The sequence below is a fragment of the Streptomyces glomeratus genome, assembly GCF_021462825.1.
Lineage (GTDB): Bacteria > Actinomycetota > Actinomycetes > Streptomycetales > Streptomycetaceae > Streptomyces > Streptomyces glomeratus.
In genome coordinates, this window is the sequence record NZ_JAKEEB010000008.1 from 137,578 (window position 1) to 159,588 (window position 22,011).

Below are 22,011 nucleotides of genomic sequence, written 5' to 3' on the forward strand. Positions count from 1 at the left end.
TGAGCGCCCGGAGGTAAAAGCGCAGGTTAGCCCAGCCTTTCCTTGCTGGCGGCCGGGCAATTTTCGACGTACTTTCGGGGTTGTCGAAAAGTGGAAACAGTCCAATCAGCACCCTGGGGGACCGGGCATGGCCATCATCGAGACCGAGGCGACACTGCACGAGGCGCACCGGGACAACCACACCCACAGGGATGTCAACGGAGGCTGGCTGCGCCCGGCCGTCTTCGGTGCCATGGACGGGCTGGTGTCCAACCTCGCCCTGATGACCGGTGTCGCCGGCGGTTCCGTCGGCCAGCAGACCATCATCATCACCGGTCTCGCGGGCCTGGCCGCCGGGGCCTTCTCCATGGCCGCGGGTGAATACACCTCCGTCGCCTCGCAGCGCGAGCTGGTGGAGGCGGAGCTCGCGGTCGAGCGCCGGGAACTGCGCAAGCATCCGGAGGACGAGGAGAAGGAGCTGGCGGCGCTGTACCAGGCCCGCGGGGTCGAGCCCGCGCTGGCCCGCGAGGTCGCCAGGCAGCTCTCCCGAGACCCGGAGCAGGCCCTGGAGATACACGCCCGCGAGGAACTGGGTGTCGACCCGGGCGACCTGCCCTCCCCGCTGGTGGCCGCCGTCTCCAGCTTCGGCTCCTTCGCGCTCGGGGCCTTCCTGCCCGTCCTGCCGTATCTGCTCGGTGCCCACGCCCTGTGGCCCGCCGTGCTGCTCGCCCTGCTCGGGCTCTTCGCCTGCGGCGCGGTCGTGGCCAAGGTGACGGCGCGGTCCTGGTGGTACAGCGGATTGCGGCAGCTCGCCCTGGGGGGTGCCGCGGCGGGTGTGACGTACGCCCTGGGCAGCCTGTTCGGTACCGCCGTAGGATAGAAGCACGCTACTTATGCGAGGGACCGTATAAGTAGTCGTTACTCCACGGTTTCGATTGCTTGACGACCGGGCATGAGCCGTAAGCGCCGCGGGCAATGACGCCTGCGCCGCACCCCCCGCGGTGGGCGACGACGCCCGCCTCATCCGGCCCGACGGACACCGATCTGTCCGCTTGCGCCCCCTGACTTCCATCGCCGTGCGTGGCACCCGCGCCACGCACGGCAGGTGTCCGCATGCTGGAACGGACTATCCGCTTCCCGAGCACCACTCCATCATGTAACCTGCACGAAATTTCGCACCTGACGCAGAGGGCCAACGTCGTCCCTCGGCACTGCACATGCCACATGACGACGACGGGAGAGCCGATGCGTACGCCGCGCCAGCCGTCCCAGCACTCCGCGAATGGCCAGAACTGGTCCTTCATGGATGCTCGCCCTGCTGCGCAGGGTATGTACGACCCCCGCAATGAGCACGACGCCTGTGGCGTCGGCTTCGTGGCCACCCTCACCGGCGAGGCGAGCCATGCGCTGGTCGAGCAGGCGCTCACGGTTCTGCGCAACCTGGAGCACCGCGGTGCCACCGGCTCCGAGCCCGACTCCGGTGACGGCGCCGGCCTGCTTTGCCAGGTGCCCGACGCCTTCTTCCGTGAGGTGGCCGGATTCGAACTGCCCGAGGCGGGCGCTTACGCCGTCGGCATCGCCTTCCTGCCCGAGGACGGTATCGCCGAGACCGTCTCGCATATCGAGACGATCGCTGCGGACGAGGACCTGACCGTCCTCGGCTGGCGCGAGGTGCCGGTCGCCCCCGAGCTGCTGGGCGCCACCGCCCGCTCCACCATGCCCGTCTTCCGTCAGCTGTTCGTGACCGAGGGCACCTCCCGGACGGAGTCCCGGGGAGCGAGCAAGGGCATCGACCTCGACCGCAGGGCCTTCGTGCTGCGCAAGCGCGCCGAGCGCGAGGCCGGGGTGTACTTCCCGTCGCTGTCCGCGCGCACGATCGTCTACAAGGGCATGCTGACCACCGGCCAGCTGGAGCCCTTCTTCCCGGACCTGTCCGACCGCCGTTTCGCCTCGGCCATCGCCCTGGTCCACTCGCGCTTCTCGACGAACACCTTCCCGAGCTGGCCGCTCGCCCACCCGTACCGCTTCGTCGCCCACAACGGCGAGATCAACACGGTCAAGGGCAACCGCAACTGGATGCGCGCCCGCGAGTCCCAGCTGCTCTCCGACCTGTTCGGCCCCCAGGAGAAGCTGGAGCGGATCTTCCCGATCTGTACGCCGGATGCCTCCGACTCCGCCTCCTTCGACGAGGTGCTCGAACTCCTGCACCTCGGTGGCCGCTCCCTGCCGCACTCCGTGCTGATGATGATCCCGGAGGCGTGGGAGAACCACGAGTCCATGGACCAGGCCCGGCGCGCCTTCTACCAGTACCACTCCACGATGATGGAGCCCTGGGACGGCCCCGCCTGCGTCACCTTCACCGACGGCACCCAGGTCGGCGCCGTGCTCGACCGCAACGGCCTGCGCCCGGGACGCTACTGGGTCACCGACGACGGCCTCGTCGTCCTCGGCTCCGAGGTCGGCGTCCTCGACATCGACCCCGCCAGGGTGGTCCGCAAGGGCCGTCTGCAGCCCGGCAAGATGTTCCTCGTCGACACCGCCGAGCACCGCATCATCGAGGACGACGAGATCAAGGCGTCCCTCGCCGCCGAGAAGCCGTACGCCGAGTGGCTCGAGGCCGGCGAGATCGAGCTGGGTGACCTGCCCGAGCGCGAGCACATCGTGCACACCCACGCCTCGGTCACCCGCCGCCAGCAGACCTTCGGCTACACCGAGGAGGAGCTGCGCGTCATCCTCGCGCCGATGGCCAAGACCGGCGCCGAGCCGATCGGCTCCATGGGCACCGACTCGCCGATCGCCGCGCTCTCCGAGCGCCCGCGTCTGCTGTTCGACTACTTCACCCAGCTGTTCGCGCAGGTCACCAACCCGCCGCTGGACGCGATCCGCGAGGAGCTGGTCACCTCCCTGCGCTCGTCGCTGGGCCCGCAGGGCAACCTGCTGGAGCCGACCGCGGCCTCCTGCCGCAGCGTTGTGCTGCCCTTCCCGGTGATCGACAACGACGAGCTGGCCAAGCTCATCCACATCAACGCCGACGGCGACATGCCCGGCATGAAGGCGGCGACGCTCTCCGGTCTGTTCCGGGTCTCCGGCGGCGGTGACGCCCTCGCCGCGCGCCTGGAGGAGATCTGCGCCGAGGCCGACGCCGCCATCGAGAACGGCGCCCGTCTGATCGTGCTCTCCGACCGGCACTCGGACGCCGAGCACGCGCCGATCCCCTCGCTGCTGCTCACCGCGGCCGTCCACCACCACCTCATCCGCACCAAGCAGCGCACCCACGTGGGCCTGCTGGTCGAGGCCGGCGACGTCCGCGAGGTCCACCACGTCGCCCTGCTCATCGGCTACGGCGCCGCGGCCGTCAACCCGTACCTGGCGATGGAGTCCGTCGAGGACCTGGTCCGCGCGGGCACCTTCCTGCCGGGGGCCGAGCCCGAGAAGGCCATCCGCAACCTGATCTACGCCCTCGGCAAGGGCGTCCTGAAGGTCATGTCCAAGATGGGCATCTCGACCGTCGCCTCCTACCGCGGCGCCCAGGTCTTCGAGGCCGTCGGCCTGGACGAGGCCTTCGTCGACAAGTACTTCAACGGCACGGCCACCAAGATCGGCGGCGTCGGCATCGACGTCGTCGCCAAGGAGGTCGCCGCCCGTCACGCCAAGGCCTACCCAGCCTCCGGCATCGCTCCCGCGCACCGCGCGCTGGAGATCGGTGGCGAGTACCAGTGGCGCCGCGAGGGCGAGCCGCACCTGTTCGACCCGGAGACGGTCTTCCGCCTCCAGCACTCCACGCGCACCGGCCGCTACGACATCTTCAAGAAGTACACGGCCCGCGTGAACGAGCAGTCCGAGCGCCTGATGACGCTGCGCGGCCTGTTCGGATTCAAGTCCGACCGCGCGCCGATCTCCATCGACGAGGTCGAGCCGGTCTCCGAGATCGTCAAGCGCTTCTCCACGGGCGCCATGTCGTACGGCTCCATCTCCAAGGAGGCGCACGAGACGCTCGCCATCGCCATGAACCAGCTGGGCGCCAAGTCCAACACCGGCGAGGGCGGCGAGGACCCGGAGCGCCTTTACGACCCGGCGCGCCGCTCGGCGATCAAGCAGGTGGCCTCCGGCCGCTTCGGCGTGACCTCCGAGTACCTGGTCAACGCGGACGACATCCAGATCAAGATGGCCCAGGGCGCCAAGCCCGGCGAGGGCGGCCAGCTGCCCGGCCACAAGGTCTACCCGTGGGTGGCCAAGACCCGGCACTCGACGCCGGGTGTCGGCCTGATCTCCCCGCCGCCGCACCACGACATCTACTCCATCGAGGACCTGGCCCAGCTGATCCACGACCTGAAGAACGCGAACCCGCAGGCGCGGATTCACGTGAAGCTGGTCTCGGAGGTCGGTGTCGGCACGGTCGCCGCGGGTGTGTCGAAGGCCCACGCGGACGTCGTCCTGATCTCCGGCCACGACGGCGGCACGGGTGCCTCCCCGCTGACCTCCCTCAAGCACGCCGGCGGTCCCTGGGAGCTGGGCCTGGCCGAGACCCAGCAGACGCTGCTGCTCAACGGGCTGCGCGACCGCATCGTCGTGCAGACCGACGGCCAGCTGAAGACCGGCCGTGACGTCGTCATCGCCGCGCTGCTCGGCGCCGAGGAGTTCGGTTTCGCGACCGCACCGCTCGTCGTCTCCGGCTGCGTCATGATGCGCGTGTGCCACCTGGACACCTGCCCGGTCGGCATCGCGACCCAGAACCCGGTGCTGCGCGAGCGGTTCGCCGGCAAGGCCGAATTCGTGGTGAACTTCTTCCGGTTCATCGCCGAGGAGGTCCGCGAGCTGCTGGCGGAGCTCGGCTTCCGCTCCATCGAGGAGGCCGTCGGCCATGCCGAGGCGCTCGACGTCACCCGCGCAGTCGACCACTGGAAGGCGCAGGGCCTGGACCTGCAGCCGCTGTTCCACGTGCCCGAGCTGGCCGAGGGCGCGGTGCGCCACCAGGTCGTCGCCCAGGACCACGGCCTGGAGAAGGCGCTCGACAACGAGCTGATCAAGCTCGCCGCCGACGCCCTGGCCGCGAACTCCCAGGCCGAGGCCCAGCCGGTGCGCGCCCAGGTCGCGATCCGCAACATCAACCGCACGGTCGGCACCATGCTCGGCCACGAGGTGACGAAGAAGTTCGGCGGCGCGGGCCTGCCCGACGACACGATCGACATCACCTTCACCGGCTCGGCGGGCCAGTCCTTCGGCGCGTTCCTGCCGCGCGGTGTCACCCTGCGCCTGGAGGGCGACGCCAACGACTACGTCGGCAAGGGCCTGTCCGGAGGCCGGATCGTCGTGCGCCCGGACCGTGCCGCCGAGCACCTCGCCGAGTACTCGACGATCGCGGGCAACACCATCGCCTACGGCGCGACCGGCGGCGAGCTGTTCCTGCGCGGTCGTACCGGCGAGCGGTTCTGCGTCCGCAACTCCGGCGCCCTGGTGGTGTCGGAGGGCGTGGGCGACCACGGCTGCGAGTACATGACCGGTGGACGCGCGGTCGTGCTCGGCGAGACGGGGCGCAACTTCGCGGCCGGTATGTCGGGTGGCATCGCGTACGTCATCGACCTGGACCGGGACAACGTCAACGCCGGCAACCACGGCTCCGTCGAGGCCCTGGACGACGCCGACAAGCAGTGGCTGCACGACGTGGTGCGCCGCCACGCCGAGGAGACCGGCTCCACGGTCGCCGAGAAGCTCCTCGCCGAGTGGTCCGTTGCCGTGGAGCGCTTCAGCAAGATCATCCCCAGCACCTACAAGGCAGTGCTCGCCGCCAAGGACGCCGCCGAGCGAGCCGGTCTCTCCGAGACCGAGATCACCGAGAAGATGATGGAGGCGGCGACCAATGGCTGATCCCAAGGGCTTCCTGACGCACGGCCGCGAGGTCGCCACGTCCCGCCCGGTGGGCGAGCGCGTCAAGGACTGGAACGAGGTCTACGTTCCCGGCTCGCTGCTGCCGATCATCAGCAAGCAGGCCAGCCGGTGCATGGACTGCGGCATCCCGTTCTGCCACAACGGCTGTCCGCTCGGGAACCTGATCCCCGAGTGGAACGACTACGCCTACCGCGAGGACTGGGCCGAGGCGTCCGAGCGCCTGCACGCCACCAACAACTTCCCGGAGTTCACCGGCCGGCTGTGCCCGGCTCCGTGCGAGTCGGCGTGTGTGCTCGGCATCAACCAGCCGCCGGTCACCATCAAGAACGTCGAGGTCTCGATCATCGACAAGGCGTGGGACAGCGGCACCGTCAAGCCGCAGGCCCCCGAGCGCCTGTCCGGCAAGACGGTCGCGGTCATCGGCTCGGGCCCGGCCGGTCTGGCCGCCGCCCAGCAGCTGACCCGGGCCGGTCACACGGTCGCGGTGTACGAGCGCGCGGACCGCGTCGGCGGTCTGCTCCGCTACGGCATCCCCGAGTTCAAGATGGAGAAGCGGCACATCAACCGCCGTATCGAGCAGATGCGCGCGGAGGGCACCCGCTTCCGTACCGGTGTCGAGATCGGCCGCGACCTCAAGGCGACGGACCTGCGCAAGCGGTACGACGCCGTGGTGATCGCCGCGGGCGCGACGACCGCACGCGACCTCCCGGTCCCGGGCCGCGAGCTCAAGGGCATCCACCAGGCCATGGAGTACCTGCCCCTGGCCAACAAGGTGCAGGAGGGCGACTACGTGACCGCGCCGATCTCGGCCGAGGGCAAGCACGTGGTCGTGATCGGCGGCGGCGACACGGGCGCGGACTGCGTGGGCACGGCCCACCGCCAGGGCGCGGCCTCCGTCACCCAGCTGGAGATCATGCCCCGCCCGAACGACGAGCGGCACCCGGTCAGCCAGCCGTGGCCGACCTTCCCGATCCTCTACAAGGTCACCTCGGCCCACGAGGAGGGCGGCGAGCGGATCTACGCCGCCTCCACCACCCACTTCGAGGGCGACGAGGACGGCAACGTGCAGTGGCTGCACCTGGCCGAGGTCGAGTTCGTCGAGGGCAAGCTGACCCAGAAGCCGGGCACGGAGCGCAGGATCCCCGCCCAGCTGGTCACCCTCGCCATGGGCTTCACCGGCACCGACCGGGAGAACGGCCTGGTCGAGCAGTTCGGCCTGGACCTCGACGAGCGCGGCAACATCGCCCGCGACGCCGACTTCCAGACCAACGTGCCGGGCGTGTTCGTCGCCGGTGACGCGGGCCGTGGCCAGTCGCTGATCGTCTGGGCGATCGCGGAGGGCCGCTCGGCGGCCCGCGGTGTCGACCGCTACCTCACGGGTGTCAGCGAACTGCCGGCCCCCATCCGCCCGACGGACCGCGCCCTCGCGGTCTGAGGCACCACCGCGTGACCTGACGGTCACTCACCTACGTTTCCGTACAAAGGCGTGCGGAACACAGATGGCGCCTGCCCAGTCCCCGACCGGACCACGGGCAGGCGCCGTCGCATGTGCCGAAGGGCTCAGCCCGTCAGATCCGTGACCTTGCCGACCGTGAGCAGCACCAGCAGGACCAGCAGTGCGGCGCAGGCGGCCGCCTGGAGCAGGCCGCGGCGCGGGCCGCGCGGAACGTAGGCGTACGCCAGGGTCACCACCCCGCCCGCCAGCAGGCCGCCGAGGTGCCCCTGCCAGGAGGTCAGGCCCGCGGAGATCACCAGCCACAGCAGCAGGCCCGTCATGTAGCGGTTGACGGTGCTCATGTCGGCGCCGAGACGGCGGGCCATCACGTAGTAGGCGGCGCCCAGCCCGAAGATGGCGCCGGACGCGCCGACCGTGTGGGTGCCCGGGGCGATCAGCAGGATCAGCACCGAGCCGCCGAGGGCCGACAGCAGGTAGAGCGCGAGGTAGCGGACGCGGCCCAGCTGTGCCTCCACCACCCGGCCGACGTTCCACAACGACACCATGTTCATCACGATGTGCAGAATGCCGAACGTCCCCTGCAGGGGTGGCAGATGCAGGAACGCGCCGGTCAGCAGCCGCTCCCACTGACCGCCGGCCACACCCTCCGCGTGCAGCTCAGGGGGGTACGGGTACTGCCACAGGTAGTGGCCGCCGTCCGGGCCCCGAAGATCCGCGCCCAGCATCGAGAACCGGTCCACGATCGCCGGACGCACCAACTCGCCCAGATAGGCCAGGACGTTCAGGCCGATCAGGACATACGTCACCACGGGCGCCGTGGTGATCCGGCCGCCGAACGCCGTACGCGCCTGCCGGATCGACCGCGCACCCTCCTTGACGCACTCCACGCACTGGTGGCCGACGGCCGCCTCCCGCATGCAGTCCGGGCAGATGTAGCGGTCGCAGCGGGTGCAGCGGACGTAGGACTCCACCTTGGGATGGCGGTAGCAGGTGGTGACGGCGGATTCGGGCTCCACGGCCGGCTCCTCGGACGGGGGGGCGGATGAAGGTGAGCCGGTGGGGACGGCGGCGAACAAACTAGCGAACTCGCGGGAACGGTGATCAGCGAGGGGCGTCGGTGGCGTAACGTCGGCTCCCCGCCCCCGCCTGCACAAGGGAGTCCCGTATGGCCGCGATCAGCCTCCGCAAGCTCGAGGAGACCGCTCCCGGACTCGTCGGCCTGTACAGGACCGCCGGGGTGTCCCTGGCCAAGCACGGGCTGGACGGGCAGCGGGCCGCCGTCTACCTGGTGGTGGACTACTCCGGATCCATGCGGCAGTACTACAAGGACGGCAGCGTGCAGGCGCTCGCCGAGCGGGTGCTCGGGCTGTCCGCGCACCTCGACGACGACGGCAGCGTGCCGGTCGTCTTCTTCTCCACGGACGTCGACGCCGTCACCGACATCTCCCTCGCCGACCACCACGGGCGGATCGACCGGATCGTGGCCGGGCTCGGACACATGGGCAAGACCAGCTACCACCTGGCGATGGACGCCGTCATCGACCACTACCTGGACAGCGGCTCCCGGGACCCCGCCCTCGTCGTCTTCCAGACCGACGGCGGCCCCCTCAGCAGAACCGCCGCGGAACGGTATCTGTGCAAGGCGGCGCGGCTGCCCCTGTTCTGGCAGTTCATCGGGTTCGGAGACCCGGACAGCAAACAGTTCGACTTCCTGCGCAAGCTCGACGAGCTGCCGGTGCCGCGCACACGCGTCGTCGACAACGCGGGGTTCTTCCACGCCGGACCGGACCCGCGGCGGATGTCCGACGCCGAGCTGTACGACCGGCTGGTGGCCGGGTTCCCGCAGTGGCTGGCGGCGGCACGGGCCGAGGGCATCGTGCCGTGACCGCGCGGGCCGCGCCGCTCCTCACCCGTGCAAACGCAAGCCCCTGAGGACGGCGGCCCGGCACTCTGCGGGCGTCCCCCACGCCCCGCGCAGCACGCGGGCCTTCGTCAGCCAGAGGGACAGGTCGTACTCGGCGGTGTATCCGATCGCTCCGTGCAACTGGAGTGCGGTCCGGGCGGTCGCGTACGCCGCCTCGCACGCCGCGACCTTGGCGGCGGCGATGTCCGCCGGAGCCATCGACAGCGCGGCCCCGAAGAGCAGCGGCCGTGCGAACTCCAGGGCGATCGCGGCGTCGGCCAGCCGGTGCTTGACCGCCTGGAACGAGCCGATGGGCACCCCGAACTGGATGCGCTGCCCCACGTACGCGACGGTCCGGTCGAGCAGGGCGAGACCCACGCCCAGAGCCTGCGCGGCCGTGGCCAGGCGCGCCCAGCCGACGGCGTCCGGGGGGACGGCCGGGCACAGCAGCTCGCCGCCGGGCAGCGGGACGGCCAGCCGCCGGGCGGGATCCAGGGACGGCCGCACCTCGGGACGGCAGCCGGGCGACAGCCACACCTTCCCGTCCGCGAGGACCAGGACGACATCCGCCGTGTCCCCGTCCAGCGCGTACGCCGAGCCCACCGTGGCCATCGCCTTGCCCGAGACCAGCGGCGGCAGCAGCCGCGCGGCATGCTCGGGCGCCCCGGAGAGCAGGGCCGCCGCGAGCACCGTCTCCACCACCGGGCCCGGCACCGCGTGGCGGCCCAGCTCAACGAAGGCCACGGCGAGTTCCACGGGGAGCGGGCCCATCCCCTCGTACGCCTCCGGGACCGCCGGCGCGAAGACGCCGGCCCCGGCGATCCGGGACCACAGCGCCCGCCCGGCCGTGTGCTCGCCCGCGCTCCAGGCCCGGGCGACCGACGGGGTGTCGGCGGCGGTCAGCAGGGCGTCCAACGAGCGTGCGAACGCCCGCTGTTCATCGGTGAGCAGAAAACGCATCAGCGTCGGCCCTTCGGCAATCCGAGCAGACGCTCGGCGATGATGTCGCGCTGGATCTCGTTGGTGCCGGCGTAGAGGGGGCCCGCCAGGGAGAACACATACCCCTCGGCCCAGCGGGTGTCCGCCACCTCGCCCTCCCGGCCCAGGAGATCGAGCGCGGTCTCGTGCAGCACGAGGTCGTACTCGGACCAGAACACTTTGTTCAGGCTGGCCTCGGGCCCGATCGGCGTGCCGTCCAGGAAGCGGGAGGCGGCCGCGTAGGTGAACAGCTGGTAGGCGCGGGCGCCGATCAGGGCGTCGGCCACCCGGTCGCCCATCGAGGCCGGGCCGCCGTGCGCCTGCCAGAGCGCGAGCAGCCGCTCGGCGGCGGCGAGGTAGCGGCCGGGGGAGCGGAGGGTGAGTCCGCGCTCGTCGGCCGCCGTCGACATGGCGATCCGCCAGCCCCGGCCCGGCTCGCCGATCACGTCCTCGTCGGGCACGAACACATCGTCCAGGAACAGTTCGGCGAAGGCAGGCTTGCCGTCGAGGCGGCCGATCGGACGGACCGTCACCCCGGGAGCGCGCAGGTCGAACATGAGGTAGGTCAGGCCCTGGTGGGGTTTGGGGGCGTCCGGATCGCTGCGGAACAGACCGAACGCACGGTCCGCGAAGGCCGCCCGCGACGACCAGGTCTTCTGCCCCTTAAGCAGCCAGCCGCCCCGGGTGCGTACGGCCCTGGACCGCAGCGAGGCCAGGTCGGAGCCGGCCTCGGGCTCCGACCACGCCTGCGCCCAGATCACCTCGCCGGTGGCCATCGGGGGCAGCACCCGGGCCCGCTGCTCCTCGGTGCCGTGGGCGAACAGGGTCGGCGCCAGCAGGCTGATGCCGTTCTGCCCGACACGGCCCGGAGCGCCAGCCGCGTAGTACTCCTCCTCGAAGATCAGCCACCGCAGCAGACCCGCGTCGCGTCCGCCGTACCCGGCCGGCCAGGACACCACCGACCAGCGGTCCGCCGCGAGTTCCGTCTCCCAGGCCCGGTGGGCCGCGAACCCCTCCCCGGTCTCCAGGGAGGGCAGCGGTGTCGAAGGCACATGCGCGGCCAGCCAGGACCGGGCCTCGGTGCGGAAGGCCTCGTCGGCGGGGGAGTGGGTCAGATCCACGGGCGGCACCCTTCGAAGGCGGGCATCCGGCTTCCCTAACAAGTGTTTGGTAGGTTAGCGTGGACCCATGACAGCCGTCGAGAGTCCGGCGTACGTGCCCGGTCACGGGCTGCTCCGGGGCCGCACCGCCGTGATCACCGCGGCGGCCGGTGCGGGCATCGGGGGCGCGACCGCACGGCGGTTCCTGGAGGAGGGCGCGCGCGTGCTGATCAGCGACGCCCATGCGCGCCGGCTTCAGGAGTACGAGACCGAGCTGGGCCGGGAGTTCGCCGGGGCGGTGGCGTCGGCCGTCTGCGACGTCACCGACGACGCCCAGGTGACGGCCCTCTTCGACACGGCCGTCCGGCTGCACGGCCGACTCGACATCGTCGTCAACAACGCCGGCCTCGGCGGCACCGCCACGCTGGCCGACATGACCGACGAGCAGTGGTCGAAGGTGCTCGACGTGACGCTGAACGGCACCTTCCGGTGCACCCGGGCGGCCCTGCGGTCGATGAGGGAGACGGGCGGCGGAGTGATCGTCAACAACGCCTCGGTGCTCGGCTGGCGCGCCCAGGCCGGACAGGCCCACTACGCCGCCGCGAAGGCAGGGGTCATGGCCCTGACCCGCTGCGCCGCCATGGAGGCCGCCGAGTACGGGGTACGGGTCAACGCCGTCTCCCCGAGCCTCGCCCTGCACCCGCATCTGGCGAAGGTGACGACGCCCGGGCTGCTGCGGGAGCTGACCGCACGCGAGGCCTTCGGGCGGCACGCGGAGCCATGGGAAGTCGCCAACGTGATCGTCTTCCTGGCCTCCGGCTACTCCTCCTACATGACCGGCGAGGTCGTCGCGGTCAGCAGCCGGCACCCCTAGAGCCGTGCGATGGACCAGCCCCCTCGGGATCACAATGGATCCGTGCCGACCAAGAAGAAGCCCCAGGTGGCCGCCGCGCCCGCCCGCCGCCGTGAACTCCTCGACACCGCCGCGGAGGTCTTCGCCGAACAGGGCTACAACGCCACCACCGTCCGCACGATCGCGGACCACGCCGGGATGCTCGCGGGCAGCCTCTACTACCACTTCGACTCCAAGGAGTCGATGCTGGAGGAGATCCTGCGCACGTTCCTCGACGAGCTCTGGGACGGCTACGACACGGTCCTGGAGTCCGAACTCGGCCCCCGCGAGACCCTGGAGGCGCTGGTCACCGAGTCCTTCAGGGAGATCGACCGGCACCGCGCGGCCGTCGCGATCTACCAGAAGGAGTCCAGGCAGCTCGCCGCGCAGGAACGGTTCGCGTTCCTCGCCGAGTCCCAGCGCAAGTTCGAGAGGGCGTGGCTGTCCACGCTGGAGCGCGGGGTGGCCGCCCGGGTCTTCCGGTCGGACCTCGACGTCCGGCTCACCTACCGGTTCGTGCGCGACACCGTCTGGGTCGCCGCGTCCTGGTACCGGCCCGGGGGACAGCACAGTCCGGAGGAGATCGCCCGGCAGTACCTGTCGATGGTGCTCGACGGGATCGCCGTGCGCGCCTAGCCGTACCTGACCGTATGTGACGTCCGTCCAATGCGAGGGAGTTGACCATGGCCGAGGCCTATCTCGTCGAAGCGGTCCGCACGCCCGTCGGACGGCGCCGGGGCGGATTGAGCGGCGTCCATCCCGCCGATCTGGGCGCCCATGTGCTGAAGGCCCTGGTGGCGCGTTCCGGTGTGGACCCGGCCGCCGTGGAGGATGTCGTCTTCGGCTGCCTGGACACGGTCGGGCCGCAGGCCGGGGACATCGCCCGCACCTGCTGGCTCGCGGCCGGGCTGCCCGAGGAGGTGCCGGGAGTGACGGTCGACCGGCAGTGCGGATCCTCCCAGCAGGCCGTGCACTTCGCGGCGCAGGCCGTGCTCTCCGGCACCCAGGACCTCGTGGTCGCGGGCGGCGTCCAGAACATGTCGCAGATCCCCATCGCCTTCGCCTCCCGCCAGGCCGCCGAACCGCTGGGGCTCACCGAGGGCCCCTTCGCGGGCAGCGAAGGATGGCGGGCCCGCTACGGCGACCGGCCCGTCAACCAGTTCCACGGCGCCGAGCTGATCGCCGCCAAGTGGGGCATCGGCCGCCGCGACCAGGAAGAGTACGCGCTGCGCTCGCACCGCAGGGCCCTCCGCGCGATCGACGAGGGCCGCTTCGACCGGGAGATCGCCGCCTACGGGGACGTCACGGTCGACGAGGGCCCGCGCCGGGACACCTCGCTGGAGAAGATGGCCGGGCTGAAGCCGGTCCTGGAGGGCGGCACCGTCACCGCCGCCTGTTCCTCGCAGGTCTCCGACGGCGCGGCGGCCCTGCTGCTGGCCTCCGAGCGGGCGGTACGGGAACACGGGCTGACGCCGCGCGCCCGGGTCCACCACCTCTCGGTGCGCGGGGAGGACCCGATCCGGATGCTGACGGCACCCATCCCCGCGACCGCGCACGCCCTGAAGAAGACCGGCCTCACGATCGACGACATCGACCTCGTCGAGATCAACGAGGCCTTCGCCCCGGTCGTGCTCGCCTGGCTCAAGGAGACCGCAGCCGACCCGGAGAAGGTCAACGTCAACGGCGGTGCGATCGCCCTCGGCCACCCCCTGGGCGCCACCGGCGCCAGGCTGATGACCACCCTGCTCCACGAACTGGAGCGCACGGGCGCCCGCTTCGGCCTCCAGACCATGTGCGAGGGCGGAGGCCAGGCCAATGTGACGATCATCGAACGCCTCTGAGCGGACCCGACCGCCGCCCGGCGGGTGGTGGTGGGGCGGGGCCGACCGGCGGGTGGTGGGCGCCGCCCGACGGGCCCGGGCGGATGCGCTGCCGGGCCCGCTCGTCCGCCCCTGCGCCTGCGCGGGGCGCGGGCCGTCAGTGACCGGGGCCGTCGAACCGCGCCAAGGCCTTCAGCAGCTCCTCCGCCTCCCTCATGATCCGGTCCACCAGTTCCGCGCACGACGGCAGGTCGTCGATCACCCCGGCGACCTGCCCGGACGCCATCACCCCCAGGTCCGTCCGCCCATCTACCATCGCGGCCCTCAGCAGCATGGGCGTGTTCGCGGCCAGCAGGACCTGGCTCCAGCTCAGCTGCCTGCCGTGCCTCAGGGCGAGGCCGTCGCGGACCATGTCCGGCCACGTCAGTCCCGACAGCTTCCGGAAGCCCGCCGCCCGGCGCACCGCGTGCACCAGCGCCCGAGCCCGGCCCGCACGCTCCAGCGAGTCGACGAACGGGGTGCGCAGCATCCGGTGCGGCAGCCCGTCCACGGCCGTCGTCACCGTGACGTCCCGCACCGTCGCCGCCAGATACCGCGCCTTCACCGCGTCCGGAACCGTCGAGTCCGAGGTCAGCAGGAACCGCGTGCCCATCGCGACGCCCGCCGCCCCGTACGCCAGCGCCGCGACCAGCCCCCGCCCGTCGTGGAAGCCGCCCGCCGCGACCACCGGTATGTCCACGGCGTCCACCACCTGCGGCAGCAGCACGCTCGTCGCCACCTCGCCGGTATGACCGCCGCCCTCGCCACCCTGCACGACGACGGCGTCCGCGCCCCAGGCGGCCACCTTCTCCGCATGCCGCCGGGCGCCCACCGACGGGATCACGACCACCCCCGCGGCCTTCAGCTCGGAGATCAGCTCACGGGACGGCGCCAGCGCGAAGGACGCGACCCGCACACCCTCCTCGATGATGATCCGCACCCGGTCGCCCGCGTCCCCGGCGTCCGCGCGCAGATTCACCGCGAACGGTGCGTCCGTCCGCGCCCTCACCTCCCGTATCGCCTCCCGCAACCGGTCGGCCGTCATGGTGGCGGAGGCCAGGACACCGAGCGCCCCCGCGTTCGCCGCGGCGGAGACCAGACGCGGCCCCGCCACCCAGCCCATCCCCGTCTGGACCACGGGGTGCCGCACACCGACGAGCCGGGTGAGCGCCGTGTCCATCAGCGCCCTCCGCCCTCGGCGACTCGATCCGGGACCTCCCGCTCCCGTATCCCCTCCGGATCGATCACCTCACGGATCAACCGCAGTTCCCGTGGCGTCGGTTCCCGCGTGGCGGGCACCTCGCCCGGGACCGTCAGTTCGAAGCCCGTCGCCGCCCGCACCTCCTCCACGGTCACCCCCGGGTGGAGCGAGGCCAGCCGCATCGAGCGGTCAGGGGTGGCGAAGTCGAAGACGCCGAGGTCGGAGACCACCCGCCGGACGTCATGGAAGCGTGCGGTGGCGGGATGCCGGGCCGCGCGGTCGTACCCCACCCCGCAGACCATGTCGACCCGCTCCACGAACACCCGAGGTGAGTGCCGCGGGATCCAGTAACTGGTCCGGTTGTTGAGGGTGTTGACCGGCGCCCCGCGCACCCCCAGCAACTGTCGCCGGGGTCTCGCCCAGTCGCCGACGCACGAGATGTTCTGGTTTCCGAAGCGGTCGATCTGACTGGCGCCCATCATCACGTGCCGTCGGCCGCCGGTGACCAGCGCCAGATGCTGACGGTACGGCAGCCAGCCCTCCACCGTCCCGTCGACGTCCACGAGCATCGCCTCGCCGTCGGTGAGCAGCAGATCCGGCGCGAAGGTGCGCCGGGCGAGCCGCGCCCCTGCCGAGGGGATGGGGCCCATGGGACTCGCGAGGATCTCGCCCTCGCCACGCCAGGCTTCGGCGCAGGCGATCACGCAGTACTCGGCGCGGGTGACCCGGCTCATGACCGCTCCCGGTGCCAGGCCTGTACGGCCGACTGGTACGCGTGTTCGTCGCCGGTGAGGAACCGTTCGGCGAACTCGGGCCACGCCGTGGTCGCGTAGTGCCGCTGGAAGGCCTCGTCCCGTTCGTGGTCGGGCGCGCAGGACGTGAAATGGGCCCCGTTGGGAGCCTCGACCACGCCGGTCACGGTGTGGCGTTTGATCAGCAGGGTCTGCGGCGCGGCCTCCTTCGTCAGCTCCGCCGTGTCCACGATCCGCTCGCACGAGACATAGGCTGCGTCGGCCGCCTCGCAGAACAGGTCGTCGAAGTACGGGTCGGGGCCCAGATACCGGCCGTTGCCCCGCCGGTCGGCACGGTTGACGTGGACCAGTGCGGCGTCCAACCGCAGCGCCGGCATGGCGACGAACTCCTCTTGGCCGCCCGACTCCCGAGCGCCCGCGCCCGGGCTCGGGCCGGCGCCCGTGCCGGTGGCCTCCCCGACGGACCTCCCCGGCCGCCCGGGCTCGGCGGCAGGCTGCCCATCGGAGAACGGCCACCCCTCCCCGTATGGCGAAGTGACCGTCCGCAGGCCCGGGTTGACCCGCAGCACGTCCGATCCGACGCCCGCCCGCACCGGCAGGAACGGCAGCCGGTTCGCCGCCGCGCGCAGTCCCCACATCAGCATCGCCTCGTCCACCTCCGCCAGCTCCAGTGCGCCGGCCTCACGCGCAGCGCGGTAGTGAGGCTCCAGCGGGATCGAGTCCAGGGTCGCGAACGCGGAGACCAGTCTGCGGATCCGTCCCACCGCCGCGAGCATGCCTACGTCCGGGCCGCCGTAGGAGACGACCGTGAGGTCGGTGATCCGGGAGCGGAGCAGCGCCCGCACCAGGGCCATCGGCTTGCGGCGCGAGCCCCAGCCGCCGATGCCGAGGGTCATGCCGCTCTCCAGCCGGGAGACGACCTCGTCCGCCGTCATCGTCTTGTCCCTCATCTATGTGTCCCCCTTGCCGAAGGTGTCCCGGACCCGGTCGGCGACGCCGCTGGTCTGTGCCTCGAAGGTGAAGCCCTGCTCGAAGCGGTAACTGCGGCGCACATCGACCGGGTCGATGCCGTTGATGGCGGCCTTGGCGAGCCGCAGCAGCTCTCCGTCCTTGGCGGCGATCTCACGGGCCAGTTCCAGCGCGGCGCCGCGCAGGCCGTCCCGCGGCACGACCCGCCACACCGAACCGTGCGCCCGCAGCTCGGCCGCCGTCGCCGTGCGCGAGGTGTAGTACAGGGTGCGCATCAGATGCGGAGGCACCAGCCGGGCCAGATGCGTGGCCGCGCCCAGTGCACCGCGCTCCAGCTCCGGCAGCCCGAAGACGGCGTCCTCACTCGCCACGATCGCGTCCGCGTTGCCGGCGAGCCCTATGCCGCCGCCCAGGCAGAACCCCTGCACCGCCGCCACGACCGGCACCTCGCACTCGTACACCGCCGCGAACGCCTCGAAACATCCGCGGTTGGCCCCGATCAGCCCGCGGCCCCCCTTCGCGCGTATCTCCTTGATGTCCACACCCGCGTTGAAACCGCGTCCTTCCGCGGCCAGCACGACACAGCGGACCTGTGGGTCGCGGCCCGCCGACCGCACCGCGTCGGCCAGGGAGAACCAGCCGGTCACCGGGAGCGCGTTCACCGGGGGGAAGTCGACCGCTACGACGGCGACCCCTTTTTCCGGGCACGAGGTGGAGACACCCATGAGCACATCAGCTACCTTTCCACCAAACGTTTGTTAGGTGCGTGTCGAAGTTAGCAGCCATCCCATTCCGCCGGGAGGCCCTGTGGACAACTCCAGCGGCACGACCGCCGCAAGCCTGCGCGGGAGAGTCGCCGTCGTCACCGGCGGCACCCGCGGCGTCGGCGCGGGGATCGCCCGGGCCTTCGTCGCGGCCGGCGCCGATGTGCTGGTGTGCGCCCGCCGGCCACCCGAAAAGCCCCTGCCGGGTACCGAGTTCCTCCGTCTGGACGTCCGCGACCCGGCCGCCGTACGGGACTGCTTCGACGTGCTGCCCCGCCTCGATGTCCTGGTCAACAACGCGGGCGGCGCCCCCTACCGGCTCCTCGCCGACGTCGGCTCCGAGCGGCACGCCCGGGTCGTCGAACTCAATCTCCTCGCCCCGCTGACGGTCTCGCTCGCCGCATATCCCCACCTCAGGCGTGCCCGCGGAGCGATCGTCATGATCGGCAGCGTGAGCGGCAGCCGCCCTTCACCGGGCACCGCCGCGTACGGCGCCGCCAAGGCCGGCCTGGAGAGCCTGGCACGCTCCATGGCGGTGGAGTGGGCGCCTGAGGTGCGGGTCAACACGCTCGTCGTGGGCATGGTCCGCACCGAGCTGTCCCACCTTCACTACGGCGATGAGGACGGTATCGCGGCCGTCTCCCGCACCGTCCCGCTCGGCCGGCTCGCCGAGCCCTACGACATCGGCGAGGCCGCCGTCTTCCTCGCCTCGGACGCCGCGGCATACGTCACCGGCGCGAGCCTGCTCGTACACGGCGGAGGGGAACGGCCGGCGTTCCTCGACGCGGCGACGGTCAACAAGGGCATCCGGGACTCCATCGGAAAGAGCCGGGACACAAGCCGAGAAGGAAGCCGGGACGAAGGAAGCCGGGACAAAGGAATCCAGGGCAAAGGAAGCCAGGACGCAAGAGGGGGTACGACGTGACGGGTATCGCGGACGGCCGCGTGGTGATCGTCACCGGGGCGGGACGTGGGCTGGGCCGCGCGCATGCCCTCGCGTTCGCCGCCGAGGGCGCGAGGGTCGTCGTCAACGATCTCGGGGTCGGCCTGGACGGCGCACCCGGTGCCGGAAGCCCGGCCGGGCGGGTCGTCGAGGAGATCCGCGCCGCCGGCGGCGAGGCGGTCGCGCACGGCGGCGACATCGCGACCGAAGCCGGCGCGGCGTCCGTGGTGGCGACCGCCCTGGAGACATACGGACGCCTCGACACGCTCGTCAACAACGCCGGGTTCCTTCGGGACCGGATGCTGGTCAACCTCGACGAGGACGACTGGGACGCCGTACTGCGGGTCCATCTCAAGGGGCATTTCCTCGTGTTGAAACACGCGGCGGCACACTGGCGGGCCGAGACGAAGGCGGGGCGCGCCCCGTGCGCCCGGGTGGTGAACACCGGCAGCGGCGCGGGACTGCTGGGCTCGGTCGGGCAGGCGAACTACAGCGCCGCGAAGGCCGGGATCGTCGCACTGACCCTGGTCGCGGCGGCGGAACTCGCCCGCTACGGCGTGCAGGTCAACGCTCTCGCGCCCGCCGCGCGCACCAGGATGACCGAGCGCACGTTCGCCGAGACGATGAGTGCCCCCGCCTCGGGCTTCGACGCGATGGCTCCCGAGAACGTCTCCCCCCTGGTCGTCTGGCTCGGCTCCGCCGCGAGCGCCGGCGTCACGGGCCGTGTCTTCGAGGCCGAGGGCGGGCGGATCACCGTGATGGAGGGATGGCGGCGGGGCCCGACCGCCGAGGAGAGGGCGCGCCGGACCCCGGCCGAGGCCGGCGAAACGGCCCGGAAGCTGCTGGCACGGGCCGAGTCGCCGCAAGCGGTGTACGGGGCGGAGTCATGAGGGCCGTTCCATGACGGTTGCCTCGGCGGGCGACTCCGTCAGCGGTCAGGGCACCACCGTTCCGTCGCCCGCCGCGCCGCACTGCTCGGTGGAGGTGGAGACGTCCGTCGTCCTGAGCCCCGTCTCGAGCGCCGACCACCATGAGCGTCAGCCATCTGCGCCATTCCGGTCGAAGGCGGCCGTCGTGCCGCCCGGATAACGCGCGTGTGGTCCGGCCCGACGCGCCTGTGAACGCGTCTTCGGTGTTGAACGCCGTCAAGGGGACTCCTCAGTGGGGTGACCGCGAGGGTGGAGACCAGTGCCGTATTGACACCCCGTCAAGGCCTAGCGCCCGGCGATGACAGAGGGGTTGCCGAGGAGTAAGGCGTCGGCCGGGGCACCGGCGCCGTCAGGCCTGGCGCAGACGGCCTGCCGGCCCGGGCCCGCTATCCCGTGCGCGAGCCGGGATCCCGCTCCAGCAGGGCCGCTATCGTGCGGTGCCCCGTCTGACGGTCGTTGCCCGCCGCCGGCCGGCCGTCGCGCAGGAGCGCCACCTCGACGGTCACCGTGCCGGGCTCGTCCTCCCGGCGGCTCGTGACGTACGCGTGCCCCGGCCCGTACGCCGCCTCCAGGCCCGCACGCAGTTCCTCCTCGATGTCCACCGCCAGCCAGCGCCGGGCCTCGGCCAGGGCCTCCCGCCGGGCCCGCGCCCCGTGCGCCAGCAGCGCCCGCACACAGCCGGGGGAGCCGCGACGGGCGGCCGCCACCAGCGGGGGCTCGCCACCGGGGCCGGGCAGATCGGGGTCCGCTCCCGCAGCCAGGAGCACCCGTACGACGTCCGCATGCCCGCGTTGCACCGCCCATGTCAGGGCCCGGAATCCGTACCCCTCCCGCAGATCCGGCGCGGCCCCGGCCGCCAGCAGCGCCCGTACGACCTCGGTGTGGCCCCCGCAGGCGGCCCCGCACAGCGGAGCGTCGGCGCCCGAGCTGAGGCGGTCGGGGTCGGCGCCCGCCGCCAGCAGCAGCCGTACGATGCCCGGCGCGTCGCTCACCGCCGCCAGGTACAGGGCGGTCTGGCCCTCGGCGTCCACCGAGTCGGGACCGGTCCCCGTGCGCAGCAGCCGTAGGACCGCGTTCTCGTCCCCTTCGTACACCGCCGCGAACAGCCCCGGCGGCTCGTGCGTGTTCATGCCTCGACCCTCGCTCGCCGAGGGGGCCGTGGGCAAAGGCATATCGGGTGTCGTGCGCCACCCTTCGCCTCCTTCGGGGACCTTCCCGGCGCATCCGGTGCCGGCCGGGCCTCAGGTGTCGCACTCCAGCACGGTCCGGCACAGCCCGCAGCGGGCCCGCACCCGCCCCCGCACGGGCACCTTGATCCGCTGGTGGCAGGTCGGACAGGGGAAGCAGACACCCAGCGGGCCGCGGCCGGCCGAGGTGAAGGAGTAGGGCGCGCCCGGATGCGAGTCGGGCTCGGAGTGGTCCTGGGCGTGCCGGCGGTCCCTGGCGTAGCGGTGGCGGCCGGCCCAGCCGGCCGCCGTCAACGGCGGCTGCTGCTCGTCGCGGCGGGCCTGGGCCAGGCCCTTCGTGTACGCCGTGTACGCCTGCGGGCTGGTGAACCAGATCGCGGGATCCTCGCCGAACAGCAGCGCCCGCTTGGCGAGGACGTAGCCGAACTCCTCCGGGGTGAGGTAGCCGAGCTTCTGCGACGAGGCGCCGTCCTCGCGGTAGGCGTCGAGGAGCAGCCAGCCCGCGCCCAGGTAGGTCGCCGCCGTGTCGGTGAGGATCTCGTTGTCCCGGGTGCCGGGGAAGGAAAGGTCGAGGCGGTGCAGATAGACATGCATCACCTCGTGCGCCAGGGCCGCGCCGATATCCCGGCGGTGGGTGCGGAACCGGTCGTTCAGCTCCACGAAGTACTCGGGCCCGGCGGCGAGTTCCACATTCGCCGCGTGGATCATCTCGCGGAAGCTGACGATGATCCTGGCGTCCGGCAGCCGGTAGTGGCGCACCATCTCGTGCGCCACTCGCTGCGCGCCGAGGTACAGGTCGTCCTGGTCGGAGAAGGCCACGTCGGCCGGGGCCACGCTGGCCGCGAAGGTGCGGATGGTGTCGTACGACAGCCGCTTGTACAGCGCGGTGATGGCCGTCCGCACCATGTCCAGATGTGGATAGCCGTGCTCGACCGGTCCGCCGTTCGCCACGTCCGCACCCCCTGAAGACGCCGGCTGTGCCTCCACTGTATGCGTGCTTCCTTCCGGCCGTATGCACCGGCCGTATGCACGTTTCCTCCCGCGGCGGGCGTGCGCGGGCGCCCGGCGGTCGCACCGTGCGCCGTCTGGCCGGAAACCGGTTCTTGTCGGCAGCGTCCGATACTCCCAATAATCCGTAAAGGCTTGGCGGGAGCATGTCATACATGATATCCGCGTGCTGCCGCCGGGCGGTCAACCCCCCACGGAAGGAAGC

18 protein-coding genes are annotated in these 22,011 nt (G+C 71.7%); 9 read left to right on the plus strand and 9 right to left on the minus strand.

Features of this window, described 5'->3' with window-relative positions:
* Positions 1-127: 127 nt before the first annotated feature.
* From LZ604_RS12300 to LZ604_RS12310, 3 genes are all read left to right on the plus strand, one after another.
* Positions 128-859: a VIT1/CCC1 transporter family protein gene (locus LZ604_RS12300; protein ID WP_234515075.1), complete on the plus strand. Its 732-nt coding sequence runs from the start codon at positions 128-130 to the stop codon at positions 857-859.
* A gap of 365 nt (positions 860-1,224) precedes the next feature.
* Complete coding sequence (gene gltB, locus LZ604_RS12305; protein WP_234515177.1) at positions 1,225-5,844, plus strand: glutamate synthase large subunit; 4,620 nt, start codon at positions 1,225-1,227, stop codon at positions 5,842-5,844.
* Positions 5,837-7,300 carry a glutamate synthase subunit beta gene (locus tag LZ604_RS12310; protein ID WP_234515076.1) on the plus strand — a complete coding sequence of 488 codons (1,464 nt, stop codon included), beginning with the start codon at positions 5,837-5,839 and terminating at the stop codon, positions 7,298-7,300. Before gltB ends, LZ604_RS12310 begins: the two co-directional genes overlap by 8 nt.
* 125 nt (positions 7,301-7,425) lie before the next feature.
* Here LZ604_RS12310 and LZ604_RS12315 read toward each other — a convergent pair whose 3' ends face one another.
* Positions 7,426-8,337, minus strand: coding sequence for a rhomboid family intramembrane serine protease (locus tag LZ604_RS12315; RefSeq protein WP_234515077.1), 912 nt, complete (start codon positions 8,335-8,337; stop codon positions 7,426-7,428).
* Positions 8,338-8,486: 149 nt separating this feature from the next.
* Here LZ604_RS12315 and LZ604_RS12320 point away from each other — a divergent pair, with 149 nt between their 5' ends.
* Positions 8,487-9,206: a vWA domain-containing protein gene (locus tag LZ604_RS12320; RefSeq protein ID WP_234515078.1), complete on the plus strand. Its 720-nt coding sequence runs from the start codon at positions 8,487-8,489 to the stop codon at positions 9,204-9,206.
* Between the two features lie 21 nt (positions 9,207-9,227).
* Here the strand turns inward: LZ604_RS12320 and LZ604_RS12325 are convergent, their stop codons facing one another.
* Positions 9,228-10,184, minus strand: a complete 957-nt coding sequence (locus LZ604_RS12325; RefSeq protein WP_234515079.1) for an acyl-CoA dehydrogenase family protein — start codon at positions 10,182-10,184, stop codon at positions 9,228-9,230.
* Positions 10,184-11,323 carry an acyl-CoA dehydrogenase family protein gene (locus LZ604_RS12330; RefSeq protein ID WP_234515080.1) on the minus strand — a complete coding sequence of 380 codons (1,140 nt, stop codon included), beginning with the start codon at positions 11,321-11,323 and terminating at the stop codon, positions 10,184-10,186. The genes LZ604_RS12325 and LZ604_RS12330 overlap by 1 nt, the downstream gene beginning before the upstream one ends.
* Before the next feature lie 67 nt (positions 11,324-11,390).
* On the opposite strand from LZ604_RS12330, the gene LZ604_RS12335 reads away from it, so the two are divergent.
* Genes LZ604_RS12335 through LZ604_RS12345 form a run of 3 tightly spaced genes read left to right on the plus strand, consistent with a single transcriptional unit; the run spans position 11,391 to position 14,035 of the window.
* The gene (locus LZ604_RS12335; RefSeq protein WP_234515081.1) at positions 11,391-12,176 is read left to right on the plus strand and encodes an SDR family oxidoreductase; all 786 of its coding nucleotides are present in this window, start codon (positions 11,391-11,393) and stop codon (positions 12,174-12,176) included.
* A gap of 42 nt (positions 12,177-12,218) precedes the next feature.
* Positions 12,219-12,830 carry a TetR/AcrR family transcriptional regulator gene (locus LZ604_RS12340; protein ID WP_234515082.1) on the plus strand — a complete coding sequence of 204 codons (612 nt, stop codon included), beginning with the start codon at positions 12,219-12,221 and terminating at the stop codon, positions 12,828-12,830.
* Positions 12,831-12,877: 47 nt separating this feature from the next.
* Complete coding sequence (locus LZ604_RS12345) at positions 12,878-14,035, plus strand: acetyl-CoA C-acetyltransferase (RefSeq protein ID WP_234515083.1); 1,158 nt, start codon at positions 12,878-12,880, stop codon at positions 14,033-14,035.
* Positions 14,036-14,171: 136 nt separating this feature from the next.
* Here LZ604_RS12345 and LZ604_RS12350 read toward each other — a convergent pair whose 3' ends face one another.
* From LZ604_RS12350 to LZ604_RS12365, 4 genes are read right to left on the minus strand one after another with little or no spacing between them, the layout of a single operon-like run.
* Positions 14,172-15,233, minus strand: a complete 1,062-nt coding sequence (locus tag LZ604_RS12350) for an NAD(P)H-dependent flavin oxidoreductase (protein WP_234515084.1) — start codon at positions 15,231-15,233, stop codon at positions 14,172-14,174.
* Complete coding sequence (locus tag LZ604_RS12355; protein ID WP_234515085.1) at positions 15,233-15,988, minus strand: CoA-transferase subunit beta; 756 nt, start codon at positions 15,986-15,988, stop codon at positions 15,233-15,235. The genes LZ604_RS12350 and LZ604_RS12355 overlap by 1 nt, the downstream gene beginning before the upstream one ends.
* Positions 15,985-16,956: a CoA transferase subunit A gene (locus LZ604_RS12360; protein ID WP_234515086.1), complete on the minus strand. Its 972-nt coding sequence runs from the start codon at positions 16,954-16,956 to the stop codon at positions 15,985-15,987. Before LZ604_RS12360 ends, LZ604_RS12355 begins: the two co-directional genes overlap by 4 nt.
* Entirely contained in the window at positions 16,957-17,700 is a 744-nt protein-coding gene (locus LZ604_RS12365) for an enoyl-CoA hydratase family protein (protein ID WP_234515087.1), read from the minus strand.
* A 115-nt stretch (positions 17,701-17,815) separates the two neighbouring features.
* On the opposite strand from LZ604_RS12365, the gene LZ604_RS12370 reads away from it, so the two are divergent.
* Entirely contained in the window at positions 17,816-18,664 is an 849-nt protein-coding gene (locus LZ604_RS12370; protein ID WP_234515178.1) for an SDR family oxidoreductase, read from the plus strand.
* A complete protein-coding gene (locus LZ604_RS12375; RefSeq protein ID WP_234515088.1) occupies positions 18,661-19,572 on the plus strand; it encodes an SDR family oxidoreductase in 912 nt (303 codons plus the stop codon). Before LZ604_RS12370 ends, LZ604_RS12375 begins: the two co-directional genes overlap by 4 nt.
* A 425-nt stretch (positions 19,573-19,997) precedes the next feature.
* Here LZ604_RS12375 and LZ604_RS12380 read toward each other — a convergent pair whose 3' ends face one another.
* Together LZ604_RS12380 and LZ604_RS12385 are read right to left on the minus strand one after the other, a co-directional pair.
* Entirely contained in the window at positions 19,998-20,741 is a 744-nt protein-coding gene (locus LZ604_RS12380; protein WP_234515089.1) for an ankyrin repeat domain-containing protein, read from the minus strand.
* 111 nt (positions 20,742-20,852) lie between these two features.
* Positions 20,853-21,749 (minus strand): hypothetical protein, encoded by an 897-nt coding sequence (locus LZ604_RS12385; protein ID WP_234515090.1) that lies wholly within the window; start codon positions 21,747-21,749, stop codon positions 20,853-20,855.
* Between the last annotated feature and the right edge of the window lie 262 nt (positions 21,750-22,011).

Bases quoted from the DNA above. Each gene is read 5' to 3' on its own strand.
- LZ604_RS12350 (WP_234515084.1), bottom strand. From the start codon at position 15,233: ATGGACACGGCGCTCACCCGGCTCGTCGGTGTGCGGCACCCCGTGGTC.
- LZ604_RS12310 (WP_234515076.1), top strand. From the start codon at position 5,837: ATGGCTGATCCCAAGGGCTTCCTGACGCACGGCCGCGAGGTCGCCACG.
- LZ604_RS12365 (WP_234515087.1), bottom strand. From the start codon at position 17,700: ATGGGTGTCTCCACCTCGTGCCCGGAAAAAGGGGTCGCCGTCGTAGCG.
- gltB (WP_234515177.1), top strand. From the start codon at position 1,225: ATGCGTACGCCGCGCCAGCCGTCCCAGCACTCCGCGAATGGCCAGAAC.
- LZ604_RS12325 (WP_234515079.1), bottom strand. From the start codon at position 10,184: ATGCGTTTTCTGCTCACCGATGAACAGCGGGCGTTCGCACGCTCGTTG.
- LZ604_RS12300 (WP_234515075.1), top strand. From the start codon at position 128: ATGGCCATCATCGAGACCGAGGCGACACTGCACGAGGCGCACCGGGAC.
- LZ604_RS12355 (WP_234515085.1), bottom strand. From the start codon at position 15,988: ATGAGCCGGGTCACCCGCGCCGAGTACTGCGTGATCGCCTGCGCCGAA.
- LZ604_RS12335 (WP_234515081.1), top strand. From the start codon at position 11,391: ATGACAGCCGTCGAGAGTCCGGCGTACGTGCCCGGTCACGGGCTGCTC.
- LZ604_RS12380 (WP_234515089.1), bottom strand. From the start codon at position 20,741: ATGAACACGCACGAGCCGCCGGGGCTGTTCGCGGCGGTGTACGAAGGG.
- LZ604_RS12345 (WP_234515083.1), top strand. From the start codon at position 12,878: ATGGCCGAGGCCTATCTCGTCGAAGCGGTCCGCACGCCCGTCGGACGG.
- LZ604_RS12320 (WP_234515078.1), top strand. From the start codon at position 8,487: ATGGCCGCGATCAGCCTCCGCAAGCTCGAGGAGACCGCTCCCGGACTC.
- LZ604_RS12360 (WP_234515086.1), bottom strand. From the start codon at position 16,956: ATGAGGGACAAGACGATGACGGCGGACGAGGTCGTCTCCCGGCTGGAG.